We start from the raw sequence: 17,738 nt of genomic DNA on the forward strand, positions 1-17,738 counted from the left end.
TGAAAAGCGGCTTGCTTCCGCGGCATCGTTGCTACATTTCCCTGTGCGGTTTCCGATTTTCAGGATACCTTTGCCAGCTAATTCACCCCAGCCGAGCTTCGGTTGGCTCTTTGCTTTGTCTGCTGACCCAACTACATGGAACAGACCATCCCGGAAGTTATCCGCACCGTCCCGCTGCAGTATTACGTATTCTTCGCTACGACGCTGTTTTGCATCGGCGTAGTCGGGGTACTGACCCGGCGCAACGCCATCATCATTTTCATGTGCATCGAGCTGATGCTCAACGCCGTGAACGTACTGCTGACGGCTTTCTCGGCCTACCGCGCCGACCCGAACGGGCAAATCTTTGTGTTCTTCATCATGGCCGTAGCCGCCGCCGAAGTATCAGTAGGCCTGGGCATTATCGTGATGATCTACCGCAACTTCCAGAATACCGACGTCAATCTTTTGAATAGGCTTAAATGGTAAGCTAACGACTTGTGTTATCAACGGTTATTTTTTATAATCATTTGATAATCAATGACTTACGTTTATCCGTTTAACAATTCAACTTATGCAAGAAACTGTTATTCCCGCAGCCAGCGCACCGTATTCTACGCTGCTGTACGTTCTGATCCCGCTGCTGCCTTTTTTAGGCTTTCTGCTCAACGGCTTGCTCAACCGCCGCCTGTCGGGCACTGTAGCTGGGTTCTTGGGTAGCGCGACGGTGCTGGGCTCGTTCGCGATTTCGGTCTTTCTGTTTGCCAATTTCCAGTACCAGTACACGGTCACGCTGTTCGACTGGATTTCGGTCGGCTCCTTCCAGATTCCGTTTTCTTACCAGATCGACCAGCTTAGCCTCATCATGTTGCTGCTCGTCACGGGAGTTGGCTTCCTGATTCACGTGTACAGCATCGGCTACATGCACCACGACGAGAACGTCGGGAAGTTTTTCTCGTTTCTCAACCTGTTTATATTCAGCATGTTGGTGCTGGTTATGGGCGCCAACTTCGTGATTTTGTTTATCGGTTGGGAAGGCGTAGGGCTCTGCTCCTACCTGCTGATCGGCTTCTGGAACAAGAACACCGACTACAATAACGCCGCCAAGAAAGCCTTCATTATCAACCGCATCGGTGACTTAGGCTTTCTGCTGGGCATCTTCCTGATCTATCTCACCTTCGACTCGGTGCAGTACGCCGAGGTGTTCCAGAAAGCTTCACAGCTTCAGGTTGGAACCGGTGTCGTGACCGCTATTACGCTGTTGCTCTTTGTGGGTGCCATGGGCAAATCGGCGCAGCTGCCGCTTTATACCTGGCTCCCCGACGCCATGGCTGGCCCGACGCCCGTTTCGGCGCTTATCCACGCGGCTACGATGGTGACGGCCGGTATTTATATGGTGTTGCGCGCCAATGTGCTGTTTACCCTCGCCCCTACGACGCTCGAAGTTGTGGGCATCATTGGCTTGGCCACGGCGCTCTTCGCCGCTACCATCGGTCTCGCGCAAAATGACATCAAGAAGGTACTGGCTTACTCTACCGTTTCGCAGCTCGGCTACATGTTCCTGGCCTTGGGCGTAATGGGCTATAGCTCGTCGCTGTTCCACGTCCTGACGCATGCCTTCTTCAAGGCGCTGATGTTCCTGGGGGCTGGCTCCGTGATTCACGCCATGAGCAACGAGCAGGATATCCGCAAAATGGGTGGCCTGCGCAAAGCCTTACCCATCACGTTCCTAACCTTCCTGATTGGCTGCCTGGCTATCTCCGGTATTCCGCCGTTCTCGGGATTCTTCTCGAAAGACGAGATCCTGAGCCATGTATATGAGCACAATAAGCTCATGTGGGCCATCGGTTTGTTCACGTCGTTCCTGACAGCTTTTTACATGTTCCGCCTGCTATTCCTGACGTTCTTCGGCGAGTTCCGCGGTACTGAAGAGCAGAAGCATCACCTGCACGAGTCGCCCGCTTCCATGACGCTGCCGTTGATCATTCTGGCTGTGCTGGCAGCCGTTGGTGGTTTCATGGGCGCCCCGATGATCTTAGGCAAGCATTACCTGGCCGATTATCTGGCACCAATATTCACGTATTCGCAACGCCTTAATCCTGAGGCGTTTGCAGCAGAACTCGATCACAATACCGAGCTAATGCTGATTGGCCTGTCGGTAGCAGCTGGTTTGCTCGGCATCATCCTGGCCTACGTGCAATACGTGAGCCGCGGCGTACGCCCAGTTGCAGATGAATCGCAACGCTCTGCTCCTGAGAGCTTAGTGTATCACAAGTACTATGTCGATGAGCTGTACGATGCGCTGTTTGTGCGTCCGTCGATGGCACTGTCGAAAGGCTTGTATCGGTTTGTCGAGCAAGGAGTTATCGACCCAATTGTAAACGGCTTTGGTCGTCTTACCCTAGGCGGCGGGCAACTGCTGCGCTATGTGCAAACTGGTACCATCGGCTTGTATCTGATGCTGATGGTAATCGGGATTGTAGTGATTCTGGCGCTGAACTTCTTCCGGCTATAAATCAAAAGAGGTATGAGCACAGCAGAGTTCCTCTTGAAGAATTTGACCTTCGTAGATTTTCTGTGGCGCCTTCCTATTCTCTTCCTCTACTTTTTGCCCTCCCTGATTGGGCGTAAGAAGCCTGACTTTAAGACTCTGTTCGTGATCAATTTACTCGCAGGATGGTCTATAATTGGTTGGGTTTTTTCTCTTTACCTCGCGTTGCGCAGTGATTCTATTACTTCAGCTATTTCTTCGGGAGCTAATGCTACTTCGAAGGCTTCAGTAGCCGATGAGATAATTAAGCTGCGCAACTTGTGTGATCAAGGCGTGCTCACACAGACAGAATTTGAGCGCCAAAAGAACAACCTGCTTAGCTAATGCTGACTGTCCTCTTACTTCTCTTTCCCGTGGCGGCCGCGCTGTTGCTGCACTTTGCCAAAGGCCAAGCGGCACGCGTGATGGCTTTTGGCGCGTCACTGGTCGAATTCGCACTGGCAATTTTCATTGCGGTTACGTCCCAGCACACTGCCCGCGCGCAGTTTGAAGTGAACGTGCCGTGGATTGCCTCAGCAGGCATCAATTTTCACGTGGGCATCGACGGGCTCAGCTTGCTGCTGGTGCTGCTCACCACCTTTCTGGTGCCGCTGATTATTCTGGCTTCTTTTCGCCACGATTACCCCAATGCTTCGGCTTTTTACGCGCTCATCCTGTTTATGCAAACGGGGCTGATTGGCGTGTTCATCTCGCTGGACGCCTTCCTGTTCTACTTCTTCTGGGAAGTAGCCCTTATTCCGATCTATTTCCTGGCAGGCATTTGGGGCAGTGAGCGCCGGATTCAGGTTACGTTTAAGTTCTTTCTGTACACCATTATCGGCTCGCTGTTTATGCTGGCCGCCTTCGTATATCTCTATTTCCAGACGGGAGTCAACGGAGCGATGCGCTCGTCGGATATCATTGCGTTCTACAACCTGAACCTGAGTGCGGCCCAGCAGGCTTGGCTCTTCTGGCTGATTTTCATAGCGTTTGCCGTGAAGATGCCGATTTTTCCCTTCCACACGTGGCAGCCTGATACCTACACCGAAAGCCCCGCTCCTGCTACCATGCTCTTGTCGGGCATCATGCTGAAAATGGGCATTTACGGTTGCCTGCGCTGGCTGCTGCCGATTGTGCCCAAAGGCGTAAGCCAGTGGGATAAGGTCGTGATGATTTTGGCCGTTATCGGCATCATTTACGGCGCCATCATCGCCATTCGCCAACGCGATATGAAGCGGTTGATCGCGTATTCGTCGCTCTCTCACGTGGGCCTGATGGCGGCAGGCGTGTTTTCGATTACCCTGATGGGCATGCAAGGCGCCGTGGTTCAGATGCTGGCGCACGGCATCAACGTGGTGGGCATGTTCTTTATCGCCGACATCATCCAGCGCCGCACCAACACCCGCCAGATTCCCGAGCTCGGCGGCCTGACCCGCAGTACGCCCTTGCTTTCCGTAACCTTCCTCGTGATTTTGCTTGGTACGGTTGCCCTGCCGCTGACCAATGGTTTTGTAGGCGAGTTTCTGCTGCTGGGCGGTGTATATCAATACAATAACTGGCTAGGCGCCGTGGCTGGCCTGACCATCATCTTTGCGGCCGTATACCTGCTGCGTATGTTCCAACGCGTGATGCTTGGCCCCGATTCTTCTTTTTCGGCCGCTATCCGCGATTTGAGCGGCAGCGAATTGGCTGTCCTTATTCCCTTGATTATCATGGTGTTCTGGATCGGCCTGTTTCCGAATGTGTTCCTGCGCATTTCCGAGCCTGCTATCCTGCAGATTATCACCATGATAAACCGCTAAGCTCCTGATCCCGACGACATGACTTCTATTATTCTGCTCTCCGTTCTCGGCATCGTCAACCTTTTCCTAGGGTTCCTGCGCTCCAACCGGATGCTGCTTCCGGTGGCCATGATCATTCTGGTGGTGGTATTCGGAGCCAACGCGTACGATTGGAATTCGGCTTCGCAGTCGTATTTCAACAACATGCTCACCATCGACCGCTACTCGGTTGCCTTTACCGGCATTGTGGTCCTGACGACGGTGTTGCTGCTGCCCTTCTCGCAGAAATACGTGCGCGACGACGAAGCCAACCTCGCCGAATACTATTCGCTGCTGCTGTTTTCACTCGTGGGCGCCATCATGATGGTGAGCTACGAAAACCTGCTGATGCTGTTTGTCGGCATTGAGATCCTGAGCATTTCGATGTACGTGCTGGCCGGCTCCGACAAGCGCAACGTGCGCTCGAACGAAGCCGCCCTGAAATACTTCCTGATGGGTTCGTTTGCCACCGGCATTCTGCTGTTCGGCATTGCGCTGGTATATGGCGCAACGGGTGCCTTCTACGTGTCGCAGATTGGCGAAGCAGTAGCCAACCCGGCCAACGCTTCGATGCAGCCTATGCTCTACATCGGTTTGCTGATGATGCTGATCGGGGTAGGCTTCAAGGTATCGGCGGCACCTTTCCATTTCTGGACGCCCGACGTGTACGAAGGCACGCCCACGTTCTTTGCCGCTTTCATGAGCACCGTGGTAAAAGCCGCCGGCTTTGCCGCTTTCCTCAAGTTGTTGGTGCAGGCTTTCCCAGCCGCTCAGAATTTCTGGATCCCGACCATCATCGCGATGTGCGTGCTGACTTTGCTTATTGGCAACGTGGGCGCCGTGGCCCAAAACAGCGTGAAGCGCATGTTGGCCTATTCGAGCATTTCGCATGCGGGCTATCTGATGATTGGCTTGGTGGCCTTTAATGGCGCACTTAGCGGTCTGTCAGCTAACGGCATTTTCTTCTACTCGCTGGCATATTCCATCGCTACTGTGGCGGCTTTCGGGGTGTTGAAGCTCGTTTCTGATCAACGTCAGCGCGAAGATTACACGGCGCTCAATGGCTTGGCCCGCACCAATCCGCTGTTGGCGTTTGTGATGACCGTAGCCATGCTTTCGCTCGCGGGCATTCCGCTGACCGGAGGTTTTTTCGGCAAGTTTTTCCTGTTCGGCGCTGCCATCGACAAAGGATACATTGGCCTCGTGGTATTCGCCGTGGTGATGTCGATGGTAGGCATTTACTATTACCTACGCCCCGTTATCGCCATGTACATGCGCCCGGCTGAGGCCGACGCAACTGAGCCCATTGCGGTGGGCACGTTTCAGGCGGTGGTGTTGGTGGTACTGGCTTTGCTTACCGTCCTCCTTGGAATCCTGCCCGGTATTTTCACTGGGGTTTTGTAGCAGGTACAGCCTGTGTTGCTTTACAAAAAAGGCGCCTCATGAAGGGCGCCTTTTTTATACCCAGACAGCAGAGTGCTGTGCCGAGCTAAGCAGTTACACAAACACTGCCACAATCAGTACAAGATGACGGGCTACCTCGCAAAAGAGCCTTTACACGAACAACTATAAGTAATTAATTATCAACTACATACAAAAGGGGCTCCTGCTTTGCAGGAGCCCCTTTTGTATGTAGTTATATCGAAATCGAACGCTATTTCTGCGTCACGCGGATGCTGATGCGGCGGTTGAGGGCGCGGCCGTCGTCGGTGTCGTTGCTGGCGATGGGTATTTTCTGGCCGTACCCTTTGGCTACGATGCGCGTGGCATCAATGCCCAAATCCACCAATTCGGCCATGGCGGCGGTAGCACGAGCTTCGCTCAGTTTCAGGTTCAGCTTGAACTCGCCGTGATTGTCGGTGTAGCCCCCGATTTTCACTTTGGCATTCGGGAAGCTCTTCAGAATACGGGCGATGTTCTGTAGCTGCTGCTGCGATTCGCCGGTGATCTTGGAGGAGTTCGGCTCGAAATACACTCGGTCGAAGCTGATCCAGCCTTTCGTGCGATTGACCGAATCGACTTGTATGTTGTCATCCGCAAGGAACTGGTAGAGGCGGCTTTCCGTCGAGTTGGTGCCGGCCATCAGGCGGGAGCCGTCGGCTAGTTTCAGTAGCGTCGGCGCTCCCGTATCATAAATGAAGTTGCCCGAAGCCTTATCATAACGGCCCGCCAACGGCGCAGCTACGGCGGAGTTTCCGCCCTTATCAGTAGCGCTAGTAGCGCTGGCGGTATCGCCGCCGAGCCCGTTGGCATCTACTCCCCCACGCCGTTGGCCCAGGAAAAAGCCGACTTCCACCAACGCGGCAATCGCGACAAGCAGCAGGCCCAGCAGAATCCAGCGCATCGGGCCTTTGCCCTGCGCTACCGTTTCCTGGTGGGCGTAGAGGTGCCCGCCGGAATGGGACGGGCGGGCGTCCAACTCGTAGCCATTGAGCGGCACGGCCTCCGAAGGGCCACCAATTTTTGTCCACGGCGCTATACTTCCGCCTCCTACTTCCGGCTTCATCGCACCTACTACGGTGTTTTTTTGCGTTTGTAGCCACCGCGCTAGGTCGCCCGCGTCGAAGCCGTGCTCGGCGGAATATTGCCCCAATACGCCCAATGTCACGGGAGCGGCCATGCCGAACAGGCTACTCACTGCCGTGGCGTGAGCGCCCGAAGTGCGCGAAATCGACTCGACGGTAGTCGTATAGCGCTCATCCAGCAAGGACTTGGTTAGCTCAACGCCGCGGTTGAGCCAGCCTCCGCCAGAGCTTACTGAGCGGGTAAGGTTGGTAAGAATGCCCGATTCGCTTGCTTCGCGCGTCATGCCCCACAGCACCTCGGTGCCACCGGGCTGGTCAGCTAGCTCAATAAAGCTATCCAGCACGATCGGAATAACCCGCGTGAGGACTTTGCTGACGGCTGCTTCGTTTTCCCCCACTGCCACACTGACTTGGCTCACGGTTTCGCCGGCAAAGTGGGTTTTGATTTTGTCGAGTAGGTTCTGGGACATAACAGCAGAAGTTTTAGGTGGGAGGGCCAGTTGGGAGAAAGCAGGGAAATCAACCAGCCTTGTATCAGGTATCAAGTTTTTGAAAATCAGTCAATATGCAAGCAGCGCCACCAATATGTTTCATTTGACTGGGTGCGTGCACGGACATACTGCAGCGTTACTCCGTTTGGTTTTGTAGCGCTGCTTCCGTTGCGTTTTCGAGCCACGGAACAGGCGGTTGATGCGCGAACCAACCGAGCGCAGAAAACCAGCAGCTTTTTTAGTGCGGCGGACCGGCGTACGCGTCGTCCGGCGTTTGGCCGAGCTACTCACCGCTGTGTTGGTATTGGTTTCGCTACTGAGCTTGGGGATAGCCGCGCGTTCCGGGTTGGGGGCAGTAGTGCTGGGCGAATTTGTGCTGGAGGCCGACAGTGCCGGATCGGAGCCCGCAGCTTCTTCCGCGGGCAGTTCTTTGTACACGTAATCACTGGCGAGCTTGTCGTAGCGGTTTTGCGCCGCCACGCTGGGCGGCATTTGGGCGTCGCTCACGCTCGTTGCAGGGGTTGCCGACAAGCTGCTGTCCGGAGCCGCTGAAGAACTGTTGTGCCCCAGCAAGTAGCCACCAATGGCTACAGCAATTGCCACCAAAGCCAGCCACACCGAACGGGTATTGCGCCCCCGCAGCAAGAACTTCTGCGGGTCGAAACCGGCCAGCGGATTGGATTTGCCGTGTTGGTTGTCGGCACCGAGATCACCGCTTGCGCTGATGATTGTCCAAGGCGCGCCGCTGCTCATGCTTACAGGCGTAGCCGCATCGGTGAGGCGCTGGCTGCGCAGCAGTTTGCCCAAACCAATGGCATCTAGGCGTTGCTCTGCGGCTTGCTGGCCCATCGCTCCCAGCGTGATGGGCGCCGCGATGCTCAGCAGGTTTTCCACTGCCGAAGCAGGGAGCGCGCAGCCTTGGGCAATTGCCTCGACCTGGCCTGTATATTCTTCGTCCAGCATCGACCGCATCAGCTCTTTGCCACGCTCGTGCCAAACGCCAGTGGGGGCTATTACCTGTTCGACGTTGCTGACCAAGCCCGCGGCGTGAGCATCGCGCGTCATGTTCCGGAGAATATCCGTGCCGCCTGGCCGGTTAGACAAATCCTGAAAGGCTTTCATTACCAGCGGAATAGCTTTATTGAAAGCTTTCGCCACCGAGGCCTCGTCTTCTCCCAATGCCGTGCTAGCTAGTCGCACGGCGTCACCAGCGAGGTAGCTTTTAACCTTTTCTAATAAGGCGACTGACATGGATAGATTACGTGAGGCAAGCTACTACTAAGTAATATACAATAAATTATAGTCTTATTTACAATAACCATACCCGTAATTCATCGCTTGGATAGTGATTTAGTTATATTATTTCATAAATATTTATAAATATATTCATCCATAAAACGACAACTGTCACCAATACGAGCCGCGTCTGGCAAAAGTTGGCAAGGGGCAGCGCAGCCTTTCTTTCTAACTTAGGATTCTAAAAAAGCCCCGCCTCTTTCCTTAATTCGGAAAGGGCGGGACCTCAACTTCTGCACCCGATGCAAAGAGATTACGGTATTTTACCACCCAAAGGCATCAATATAAATACTTTGTAATCAACCATTTACAGTTTTCGCATCACTGCATTCCATTCGTCGGCATACACAACAGCTTCGTCGGAAAAGGGCTCTTCGCCGCGGAAGCGCTGAAGCAAGCGGGCCGTGGTGATAATGTCTTTCTGGCAATACTTCACGATGCGCGGCAGGTCTTGCTCGTTGTAGTACACGCGCGCCACATCCGACCCGTTGATATCGTCTTTGGGCGTCGGGATATTGAACATGGCCGCCAGCAACGGCAAGGAAGTAAAGGACTTACGGTCGCCAAACTTCCACAGCTCCATGGTGTCGAGGTGCGGAATCTCCCACGGCTTCTTGCCGGCGATGTCGAGCTGGGGCGGCAGCGTAAGACCGTTGATGAGCATACGCCGCGACAGATACGGAAAATCGAACTCCTTGCCGTTGTGAGCGCACAGTATGTGCTGCGGTTTGCGGTCCAGTACGTGCGCAAACTCGCTGAGCATCTGCTTCTCGTCGTGGTCGGCGAAGGATTTTACCCGGAAGCGCATCTGCTCTTCCTGCCGGTCGAAGTAGAAGCAACCCAGCGAAATACAGATGACTTTGCCGAACTCAGCATAAATGCCGGCCTGCTCAAACAGCGTCGCCGCATGCAGAAAATCCGGCAGCGGCTCGACGTCGAGGCGGCTCGAATTCCAACCTTTTTCGCGACGCAGGGCATGGCATTTGTGCTCCCAGAGCAGTCGCAGCATTTCATTTAGCTCGTCGTGGCAACCTACGCACGGCACGGTTTCGATGTCGAGAACGAAAATCTGCTCGAACGGAACTTTGCGAAGTACTTGCATAGGTGGCTCACTGACGGGGTTCTGACTCCGAAGATAGCCGATTCGGGCACAGAAGCTACACTGCCTGCCTGATACTACTAAACAGCATTTTTCAAGCTAAAAAGCCAAACCTTTGAGTATCTATCAGATACCGGACCTGCACGATCGCAAAAAAGCCTGCTTGATAGCCTCGGGGCAATCAAGCAGGCGCGGTCTAGGGATGCCCAGACGATCTGGGGCGGGCATGGCCGATAACGATCAGGCTAGTGCGGGACGACCAGTGAGCCAGAGGCCCACCATCATTATGATTACTTGACGGCGTGGTTTGGGCATAACGATAGACGGCTAAGAATACACCAGACGGTTCCGCATCGCTTCGTCACGAAACGAATTTTCCGGAGTCGTTGGTCAGCAGGAAGATACAGGCGAGGCCTGCCCTTGTCAATCACATGATGATGTGAGTGGCTTACCCGTTGGCACTTGCTTTAGGTAAGCCCTTGGCGCAAGGCCTTCGAAACGGCCTCGGTCATGGAGCGGACGTGCAGCTTTTCGTAGATTTTCTTGATGTGCGAGCGCACCGTGTCGAGGCTGATGCCGCGGTCGGCGGCAATCATTTTGTAGCTGTAGCCTTCCACTAGCAAGCTCAGAATTTCCTGTTCGCGGGCGCTGAGGTTGGCCGTGACGGCATCTTCCGCGACCACTTTGGGCGGCGCTTTCGGAAACAAACGCAGCACTTGCCGGGCGATGGCGGGCGTCATCGGGGCGCCCCCGGCCCGCACTTCTCCGATGGCATCGAGGAGCTTGGCTGGAGGCGTTTTCTTGAGCAAATAGCCATCGGCCCCAGCACAGATTGCATCGAAAACGCGGTCGTTTTCCTCAAACACCGTGAGCATCACCACATTAACTTTCGGCGCTACCGCCTTGATGCGGCGCAGGCCTTCGATGCCGCTGATACCGGGCATGTCGATGTCCATCAGCACCACGTCGGGCGAGAGGCGCGCGATGTCGGTTTCGGCCTGCATGCAGTTGCCGAGGGCACCCGCCAGCTCCAGCCCCGGGTAACCGGACAGGAGTTGGCTAAGGCTGGTGCGCAGGTCGGCATTGTCTTCGTAAATAAGTACGCGAGTGGGCGCTTCCATGAGAATCAGGCAGAATATTAACCCTACCAAGATACATCCTTACGCCCCAAAACAAGACCACATAATCATGTGAGCGCCTTCTCAGAAAGCAACTAACTCTTGAGAAGGCCAATACTCAAGCATTATATAAATATTTGACAATCATGCATTTATATAATAACCTTTTTAGGTTACCCATTCACGGGGATGGTCAGGGTGAGGGTGGTGCCGCGGCCGGGGGCGGTGCACAGGGCCAGCTGGCCGCCCAGGGCCCGGGCCCGGGCCCGCATGTTGGCCAGCCCGTGGCCCCCGCCCTGGGCCGGGGCCTGCGGGTCGAAGCCCACCCCGTCGTCCTGCACGGTCAAGACCAGGCGGTGGGCGGCGGGCCGGGCCAGCGTGACGGTGGCCTGCCGGCAGCGGGCGTACTTGGCCAGGTTGTGGACGGCTTCTTTGAACAAAAGAAAAAACTCGCGCCGCGCCGGCATGGCCAGGGCCAGGCCCCGCACCTCGGGGGCCACGCGGAAGGCCAGGGCGATGCCGCGCGCCTCCAGGGCCTCGGAGGCGAAGGCCCGCATGCGGGCCGTGACGTCCTCCACCGCGTCGTGGGCCGGGTTGATGGCCCAGACGATGTCGTCCATGGCGTCGAGCATGCGCCGCGAGCTCTCCCCGATCTGCTCCAAGACGGCCGCCGCCTGCTGAGGGCGCTGCTGCTGCTGGTGGGTGCGCGCCACCTGGCTCAAAATGGAGATGCTGCTCAAGGTCGAGCCCATGTCGTCGTGCAGGTCGCGGGCGATGCCGTGGCGCACCTGCTCCAGGGCCAAGAGCTGGCGCACGCGCAGGCGGTAGAGGCCGAACAAGAGGGCGAAGGCCGCCCAGCTGGCGGCCAGGCGCAGCCACCAGGTCTGGTACCAGGCCGGGGCCACGACCACCGTCAGGGCCGCCCCGCGCCGGTTCCACAGGCCGTCGTTGTTGGCCGCCCGCACCCGCAGCGTGTAGGTGCCCGGCGGCAGGTTCGTGTACGTGGCCTCGTGCCGGCCCCCCGCCTGCACCCACGCCGGATCAAAGTTTTCCAGTTTGTAGACGTAGCGGTTTTTGTCGGGCAGCCGAAAGTTGAGCGCCGCGAATTCGACCGTGAAGAAATAGTCCTCGGGCGCTAATCGGAGGACGCGGCGCTCGGTGATGCTGGTATCCAGCTCCACGGCTTGGTTGAACTTGCGCAAGTTCGTGAACACTACCGGCGGCGGGGTCGGGTTGGTGCGCACCTGCTCAGGACGAAATACGACCAAGCCGTTTACACCCCCAAAATACAGGCGACCGCTGTTGCGGCCCAGATGCGAAGCGCCCGCATTGAATTCGTCCTGAATCAGGCCGTCGCGGGTGTCGAAGGTATGGATTTGGCCGTTGCGGGGGGTAAAGCGCGCAATGCCTTTGTTAGTGGACAGCCACAGGTTGTTTTCTTTATCTTCTAACACGCTGTATACCACATCGTTAGGCAACCCCATTGATTGCCTGAACGATCTGAAATAGCCTTTCTCCGGATCTTCGAGCATACAGAATCCGCCGCCTTCCGTCCCGATCCATAAAGTACCGGTGTGATCCTCTAAGATGGCGCGCACGAAGTTGCTGCTGAGACTTTTGCGGTCCTGCGGATTGGAACGGTAGGTACGAAAACGCGCCGTTTGGGGGTCGTAGCGACACAGGCCACCCCCACCCGTCCCCACCCAGATCATCCCGCGTCGGTCTTGCAGCACTACCCGTACAAAGTTGTTGCTCAGACCATTAGGATTAGCAGCGTTGGCCCGAAAAACGATAAATCGCTTGGAAGTTGGATCAAACAGGTTGAGGCCGCCTTCCGTGCCAATCCACAGCCGGCCCTGCGGGTCTTCGTACACCGACCGAATGAAGTCGTCGCTTAGGCTGTTGAGCTGACCCGGCTGGTGGCGGTAATGCACAAATCGGCGGGCGCCCGGCTCCAAGCAGTTGAGCCCCTGGCTTTGGGTACCTACCCACAAGCGGCCGCGCCGGTCGAAGCACAACGCCCGCACAAAATCCTGACTGAGGCTGCCCGGGTCCTGCGGATCGTGACGAAACCCCGTCCGGCGCTTCGTAAGGGGGTTGTAGCACACCAGTCCTTCGGTTTCGGTACCGACCCAGACCCGGCTAGCTGCGTCTTCGCTCACGGCCCACACGGCGCCTGGGTTGGTGCTGATGGGGTACGTAATGAAAGCCGGCGGCTCGGCCTCGAAGTTGCTGACGCCGCCTTCCGTGCCTGCCCAGAGCAGGCCCGAACGGTCTTGATACAGGCTTTGCACCGCGTCGTCGGGCAGGCTTTGTGGCACCGCCTGCTGGTGCTGATACGTGCTAAAAGAGCCCGTACTAGGCTGATAGCGGCTAAGCCCGGCTCCCGTGCCCACCCACAGCGTTTGTGCTTTGTCGAGCAAAAGGGTGTGCACCGCATTTGCGGGCAGGGCGCCCGGCTCAGCCGAGTGGCGAAAAATGCGAATCGGGCTACCGTCGGCGGGCAAATACCGCAGTCCTTCGTTTTCGGTACCGACCCAAAGTCCGCCTTTTTGGTCGGCCATCAGAGCCGTAACGGGGCCTGCCGCCACCCAATGCGGGTGCGGCACTAGGCGGCCGCTGGCCAGATCGGCGCGGCTGATGCGGCCTTCGCCCGTACCGACCCACAATGTGCCGTCGGGGGTTTGGGCAATGGCCCGAATGGAGTTGCGCCGGACGTTGGCAACTTCTCTGGCATCGTGGCGAAAACGGTGAAAACGCCCTTTGTCAGCGTCAAACAGGTGTAAGCCGCCCTCGGTGCCAGCCCAGACTTGGCCGGTTGCATCGCAAAACACGGCCCGCACAAAATCGTCGGCAAGGCTGGTGCTGCTGGCTGGGTCATATTGGAATGCCTGAAACGTATCCGTCAGCGGGTTGTAGCGGTTGAGGCCGCCTCCGCCCGTCCCGACCCAAATAGCGCCTTTGTGGTCTTGACAAAGCGACAGAATAAAGTTGCTGCTCAGGCTGCCTGGTCGTTGCGGATCGTTGCGAAACACGCGAAAATCGGTGCCGTCGTAGCGGCTCAGGCCGTCTTGCGTGCCCATCCACAGAAACCCGCGCCGGTCTTGCACCATGGCATAGACGCTATTTTCGGAAAGACCATTGGCCGACGTAAGCGTGCGGAAAGTGAGCGGCGGCGCTTGCCCAGCCGCCTGGACCGGAATTAGCAGCCCACACGCCCAAAACATAACTATCAGATATACAATACGTTGCATACACAGCAGATAATCGATCCGGTGGGGCACTTCTCAACCGATTAAAGCTATCAAAAATCGGCGGGCGGGCCTACGGCCAGTTTCGGAGGCAAAGGAGCAGGCCCCAAAAGACGAAAGGCTACTTCTGATTAGACGCAAAGCGCTCAAGCCATTGCCTCAGTTCGTTTTCACTTATTGTTAAGTGCGACACGTATTCGAAGAAACGAGGCGTGGCATCGTTCGGACGGTGGATCTCTAATGTAGCTGTAAATGCTCGCTGAGTTCGGTCCAATTCCACTACCATCTTATTCCATGGTTGCCACCCAAACTCCTTTGTCCATATGGCTTCAGGCGTCAGCCGTAGTAGCACATCGTTCTCCCTGAGGCGCAGGCGCCCAACATGCATGAGCAAGGCACCAAATACAAAAACTGCTATACCTAAAATAATGCGCTCAAAGTCTGAGCATAAATAGGCTCCGACGAAGGAAATGGAAGCGCCAAAAGCCACGAATACCATTGCCTTCCAACGGATGTATTTTACTTCTTTCACTCGGGTAAAATAAGGAAGCCCCTCCGCAAGCTCAAAAGCTGACGAAGGGGCTTCCCTCTTTTTTTATGTTAGCCTACTTACTTCTGCACCACGGCCGTCTTAATACTCAGCTCCTTTAGCTGCACTTCCGAAATCGGCGAGGGCGAATCGATCATGACATCGCGGCCGGAGTTGTTTTTCGGGAAGGCAATGAAGTCGCGGATGGAATCGGCGCCGCCGAAGAGCGAGCAGAGGCGGTCGAAGCCGAAAGCGATGCCGCCGTGGGGCGGGGCGCCGTATTCGAAGGCATCGAGCAGGAAGCCGAACTGCGCCTTGGCTTCTTCGTCGGAGAAGCCAAGCAGCTCAAACATGCGCGCCTGCACGCCGCGGTCGTGGATACGGATGGAGCCGCCGCCCACTTCTACCCCATTGATTACCATGTCGTAAGCATTGGCGCGCACTTCCCCGATCGTGTCGGGCGAGTCGAGTAGCGGCACGTCTTCGGGCTTGGGCGACGTGAACGGGTGATGCATGGCAAAGTAGCGGCCCTCCTCTTCGTTGTATTCGAGGAGCGGAAAATCAACCACCCACAGCGTCGAAAACGAATCTTTGTCGCGCAGACCGAGGCGCTGCCCCATTTCTAACCGCAATTCGCTCAGCGCTTTACGGGTTTTATTGGGTTCGCCAGCTAAAATCAGCAGCAAGTCGCCGGGGTTGGCATTGAAAGCGGCTTTCCACTTTTGCAGCTCTTCCTGCGAGTAAAACTTATCAACCGACGACTTCACGTTGCCGTCGGCTTCGACGCGGGCATACACGAGCCCGGTCGCGCCGATTTGGGGGCGTTTTACAAACTCGGTCAGTTCGTCGAGTTGCTTGCGCGTGTACACGGCGCAGTTGATGGCGTTGATGCCGGCCACCAAACCTGCGTTGTCGAACACGGGGAAGTTCTGGCCCTTTACGATGTCGTTGAGCTCCACAAACTCCATGGCAAAGCGCGTGTCGGGCTTGTCATTGCCGTAGCGGCGCATGGCGTCGGCGTAGGTCATGCGCGGAAAGTCTTGCAGCTCAATGCCTTTCACTTCCTTAAATAGGTAGCGCACCAACTCCTCGAAGGTGTTCAGGATGTCTTCCTGCTCCACAAACGACATTTCGCAGTCGATTTGGGTGAACTCGGGCTGGCGGTCGGCACGCAGGTCCTCGTCGCGGAAACACTTGACAATCTGGAAGTAACGGTCGAAGCCCGACACCATCAGCAGCTGCTTGAAGGTTTGGGGCGACTGCGGCAGAGCGTAGAATTCGCCAGGGTTCATGCGCGAAGGCACCACAAAGTCGCGGGCACCTTCCGGCGTACTTTTGATGAGCACTGGCGTTTCCACTTCGATAAACTGCTGGCCGTCGAGGAAGCGGCGCGTGGCCTGGGCTACACGGTGGCGCAGCATCAGGTTGTTGCGCACGGTGTTGCGGCGCAGGTCGAGGTAGCGGTATTTCATCCGCAGGTCGTCGCCCCCGTCGGTTTCGTCTTCGATGAGGAAAGGCGGCAATTTCGCCGGATTCAGCACCTCCAGCTTCTCGACCCGAATTTCGATGTCGCCGGTGGGCATTTTGTCGTTTTTGGAATAGCGTTCGGCTACGTTACCCGTCACCTGCACCACGTATTCGCGGCCCAGCGTGCGGACTAATTCGCGTTGCGCTTCGGCCTCCACGCCTTCTTCGAGCGTGAGCTGCGTGATGCCGTAACGGTCGCGCAGATCCACCCAGAAGATGCCGCCTTTGTCGCGGGTGCGCTGGACCCAGCCGGTGAGCGTGACGGTTTGACCAACATTTTCTTGGCGGAGTTCGCCGCAAGTGTGCGTACGGAGCATAGCAACTAGGATTCGGAAGATTATCGGAACCGCGAAGGTAGGAAGAAAGGCTTTTGAACCGGTTCCATAAAAATGCGTCGGCCACTTTTCCCGGTGGCTGTAATGAAATACAGTCGCCCGCGATTTATCTGTAAACCTGTAATGCCACGAAGCGGCTTGGCCGGGCCTGCTACGCGCAGCCGAATCGTAACTATTCCGCACAATTACGGCTCACACGGCGGCTTTTTACGCTGCACAGCGCAACCAGCACGGCATTTCTCTATCTTTTCAACGCCATTCAACTAACTCCCTCTTACCCAATTCGATTTGCCCGCATGGAACTCGTTATTGAAAATCTATCCAAAACCTATCCCAACGGCGTGCAGGCCCTGCGCGACGTGTCACTAACGATTCCGACGGGTATGTTTGGCTTGTTGGGGCCCAACGGCGCCGGCAAGTCGTCGCTGATGCGCACCATTGCCACGCTACAAGAAGCCGACAGCGGTTCCATTCGGCTCGGCGACATCGACGTGCTACGCGATAAAGACGCCGTGCGCCGCGTGTTGGGCTATTTGCCGCAGGAGTTTGGCGTTTATCCTAAAGTTTCGGCCGAGGCCCTGCTCGATCATTTTGCCGTGCTCAAAGGCCTTTCCAACACCAAAGAACGCCAAGAAGTGGTGACTGCCTTGCTGCAACGCACCAACCTCTACGACGTGCGCAAAAAGAATTTGGGCGGCTTTTCGGGCGGCATGAAGCAACGCTTTGGCATTGCCCAGGCCCTGCTAGGCAATCCGCGCCTGATCATCGTCGACGAGCCCACTGCCGGCCTCGACCCCGGCGAGCGCAACCGCTTTCACAACTTGCTCAGCGAGATCGGCGAGAACATCATCGTGATTCTGAGCACGCACATTGTGTCGGACGTGAGCGATTTGTGCCGCAACATGGCCATCATCAACAAAGGCCAGGTGCTGCTTACCGGCGACCCGTTGCAGGTGATGCAGGAGCTGCGCGGGCAAGTGTGGCGCCGTGCCGTGGCAAAAGAAGAATTGGCGGCGTTGCAGCAAGCGCAACGGGTAATTTCCTCGCGCCTGTTTGCGGGCCAAACCATCGTGCACGTCCTCGCCGACGCCCAGCCCGGTTCCGAATACACGCCCGTCGAGCCTAGCTTGGAAGACGTGTACTTCGCTCGCATTGCCGAAGCCGAGCGCGGCGTCACGCTCAACCCGGACAAAGTAGCGGTAAGCTAAACGCCTACATCAATCCTGGCACTTATTATA

Annotated in this window: 13 protein-coding genes; 6 read left to right on the plus strand and 7 right to left on the minus strand. The window is 56.5% G+C overall.

Going from position 1 to position 17,738, the window contains the following annotated elements; translation table 11 throughout:
* Window positions 1-135: 135 nt before the first annotated feature.
* The 5 genes from nuoK (at window position 136) to FHG12_RS05405 (ending at window position 5,733) form a co-directional block, all read left to right on the plus strand.
* Complete coding sequence (gene nuoK, locus FHG12_RS05385; RefSeq protein ID WP_139514754.1) at window positions 136-468, plus strand: NADH-quinone oxidoreductase subunit NuoK; 333 nt, start codon at window positions 136-138, stop codon at window positions 466-468.
* An 85-nt stretch (window positions 469-553) separates the two neighbouring features.
* Window positions 554-2,494 carry an NADH-quinone oxidoreductase subunit L gene (gene nuoL / locus FHG12_RS05390; protein WP_139514755.1) on the plus strand — a complete coding sequence of 647 codons (1,941 nt, stop codon included), beginning with the start codon at window positions 554-556 and terminating at the stop codon, window positions 2,492-2,494.
* 12 nt (window positions 2,495-2,506) lie between these two features.
* Window positions 2,507-2,854, plus strand: coding sequence for a superinfection immunity protein (locus tag FHG12_RS05395; RefSeq protein ID WP_139514756.1), 348 nt, complete (start codon window positions 2,507-2,509; stop codon window positions 2,852-2,854).
* Complete coding sequence (locus FHG12_RS05400; protein ID WP_139514757.1) at window positions 2,854-4,311, plus strand: complex I subunit 4 family protein; 1,458 nt, start codon at window positions 2,854-2,856, stop codon at window positions 4,309-4,311. Before FHG12_RS05395 ends, FHG12_RS05400 begins: the two co-directional genes overlap by 1 nt.
* 18 nt (window positions 4,312-4,329) lie before the next feature.
* Window positions 4,330-5,733, plus strand: coding sequence for an NADH-quinone oxidoreductase subunit N (locus FHG12_RS05405; RefSeq protein WP_139514758.1), 1,404 nt, complete (start codon window positions 4,330-4,332; stop codon window positions 5,731-5,733).
* A 250-nt stretch (window positions 5,734-5,983) separates the two neighbouring features.
* Here FHG12_RS05405 and FHG12_RS05410 read toward each other — a convergent pair whose 3' ends face one another.
* From FHG12_RS05410 to aspS, 7 genes are all read right to left on the minus strand, one after another.
* Window positions 5,984-7,324, minus strand: a complete 1,341-nt coding sequence (locus FHG12_RS05410) for an OmpA family protein (protein WP_139514759.1) — start codon at window positions 7,322-7,324, stop codon at window positions 5,984-5,986.
* Between the two features lie 120 nt (window positions 7,325-7,444).
* The gene (locus tag FHG12_RS05415; protein ID WP_139514760.1) at window positions 7,445-8,596 is read right to left on the minus strand and encodes a DUF937 domain-containing protein; all 1,152 of its coding nucleotides are present in this window, start codon (window positions 8,594-8,596) and stop codon (window positions 7,445-7,447) included.
* A gap of 352 nt (window positions 8,597-8,948) precedes the next feature.
* Window positions 8,949-9,743, minus strand: a complete 795-nt coding sequence (locus FHG12_RS05420) for a 3'-5' exonuclease (RefSeq protein WP_139514761.1) — start codon at window positions 9,741-9,743, stop codon at window positions 8,949-8,951.
* Window positions 9,744-10,207: 464 nt separating this feature from the next.
* The gene (locus tag FHG12_RS05425; RefSeq protein ID WP_139514762.1) at window positions 10,208-10,861 is read right to left on the minus strand and encodes a response regulator; all 654 of its coding nucleotides are present in this window, start codon (window positions 10,859-10,861) and stop codon (window positions 10,208-10,210) included.
* Between the two features lie 170 nt (window positions 10,862-11,031).
* Window positions 11,032-14,112, minus strand: coding sequence for a two-component regulator propeller domain-containing protein (locus FHG12_RS05430; RefSeq protein ID WP_139514763.1), 3,081 nt, complete (start codon window positions 14,110-14,112; stop codon window positions 11,032-11,034).
* 118 nt (window positions 14,113-14,230) lie between these two features.
* On the minus strand, window positions 14,231-14,641 hold the full coding sequence (locus FHG12_RS05435) for a hypothetical protein (RefSeq protein ID WP_139514764.1): 411 nt from the start codon (window positions 14,639-14,641) through the stop codon (window positions 14,231-14,233).
* Between the two features lie 77 nt (window positions 14,642-14,718).
* The gene (gene aspS / locus FHG12_RS05440) at window positions 14,719-16,482 is read right to left on the minus strand and encodes an aspartate--tRNA ligase (protein ID WP_139514765.1); all 1,764 of its coding nucleotides are present in this window, start codon (window positions 16,480-16,482) and stop codon (window positions 14,719-14,721) included.
* A gap of 314 nt (window positions 16,483-16,796) precedes the next feature.
* Here aspS and FHG12_RS05445 point away from each other — a divergent pair, with 314 nt between their 5' ends.
* Complete coding sequence (locus FHG12_RS05445) at window positions 16,797-17,708, plus strand: ABC transporter ATP-binding protein (protein WP_139514766.1); 912 nt, start codon at window positions 16,797-16,799, stop codon at window positions 17,706-17,708.
* Window positions 17,709-17,738 lie beyond the last annotated feature (30 nt).

This window comes from Hymenobacter jejuensis (assembly GCF_006337165.1).
In the GTDB taxonomy this organism is placed as follows: Bacteria; Bacteroidota; Bacteroidia; order Cytophagales; family Hymenobacteraceae; genus Hymenobacter; species Hymenobacter jejuensis.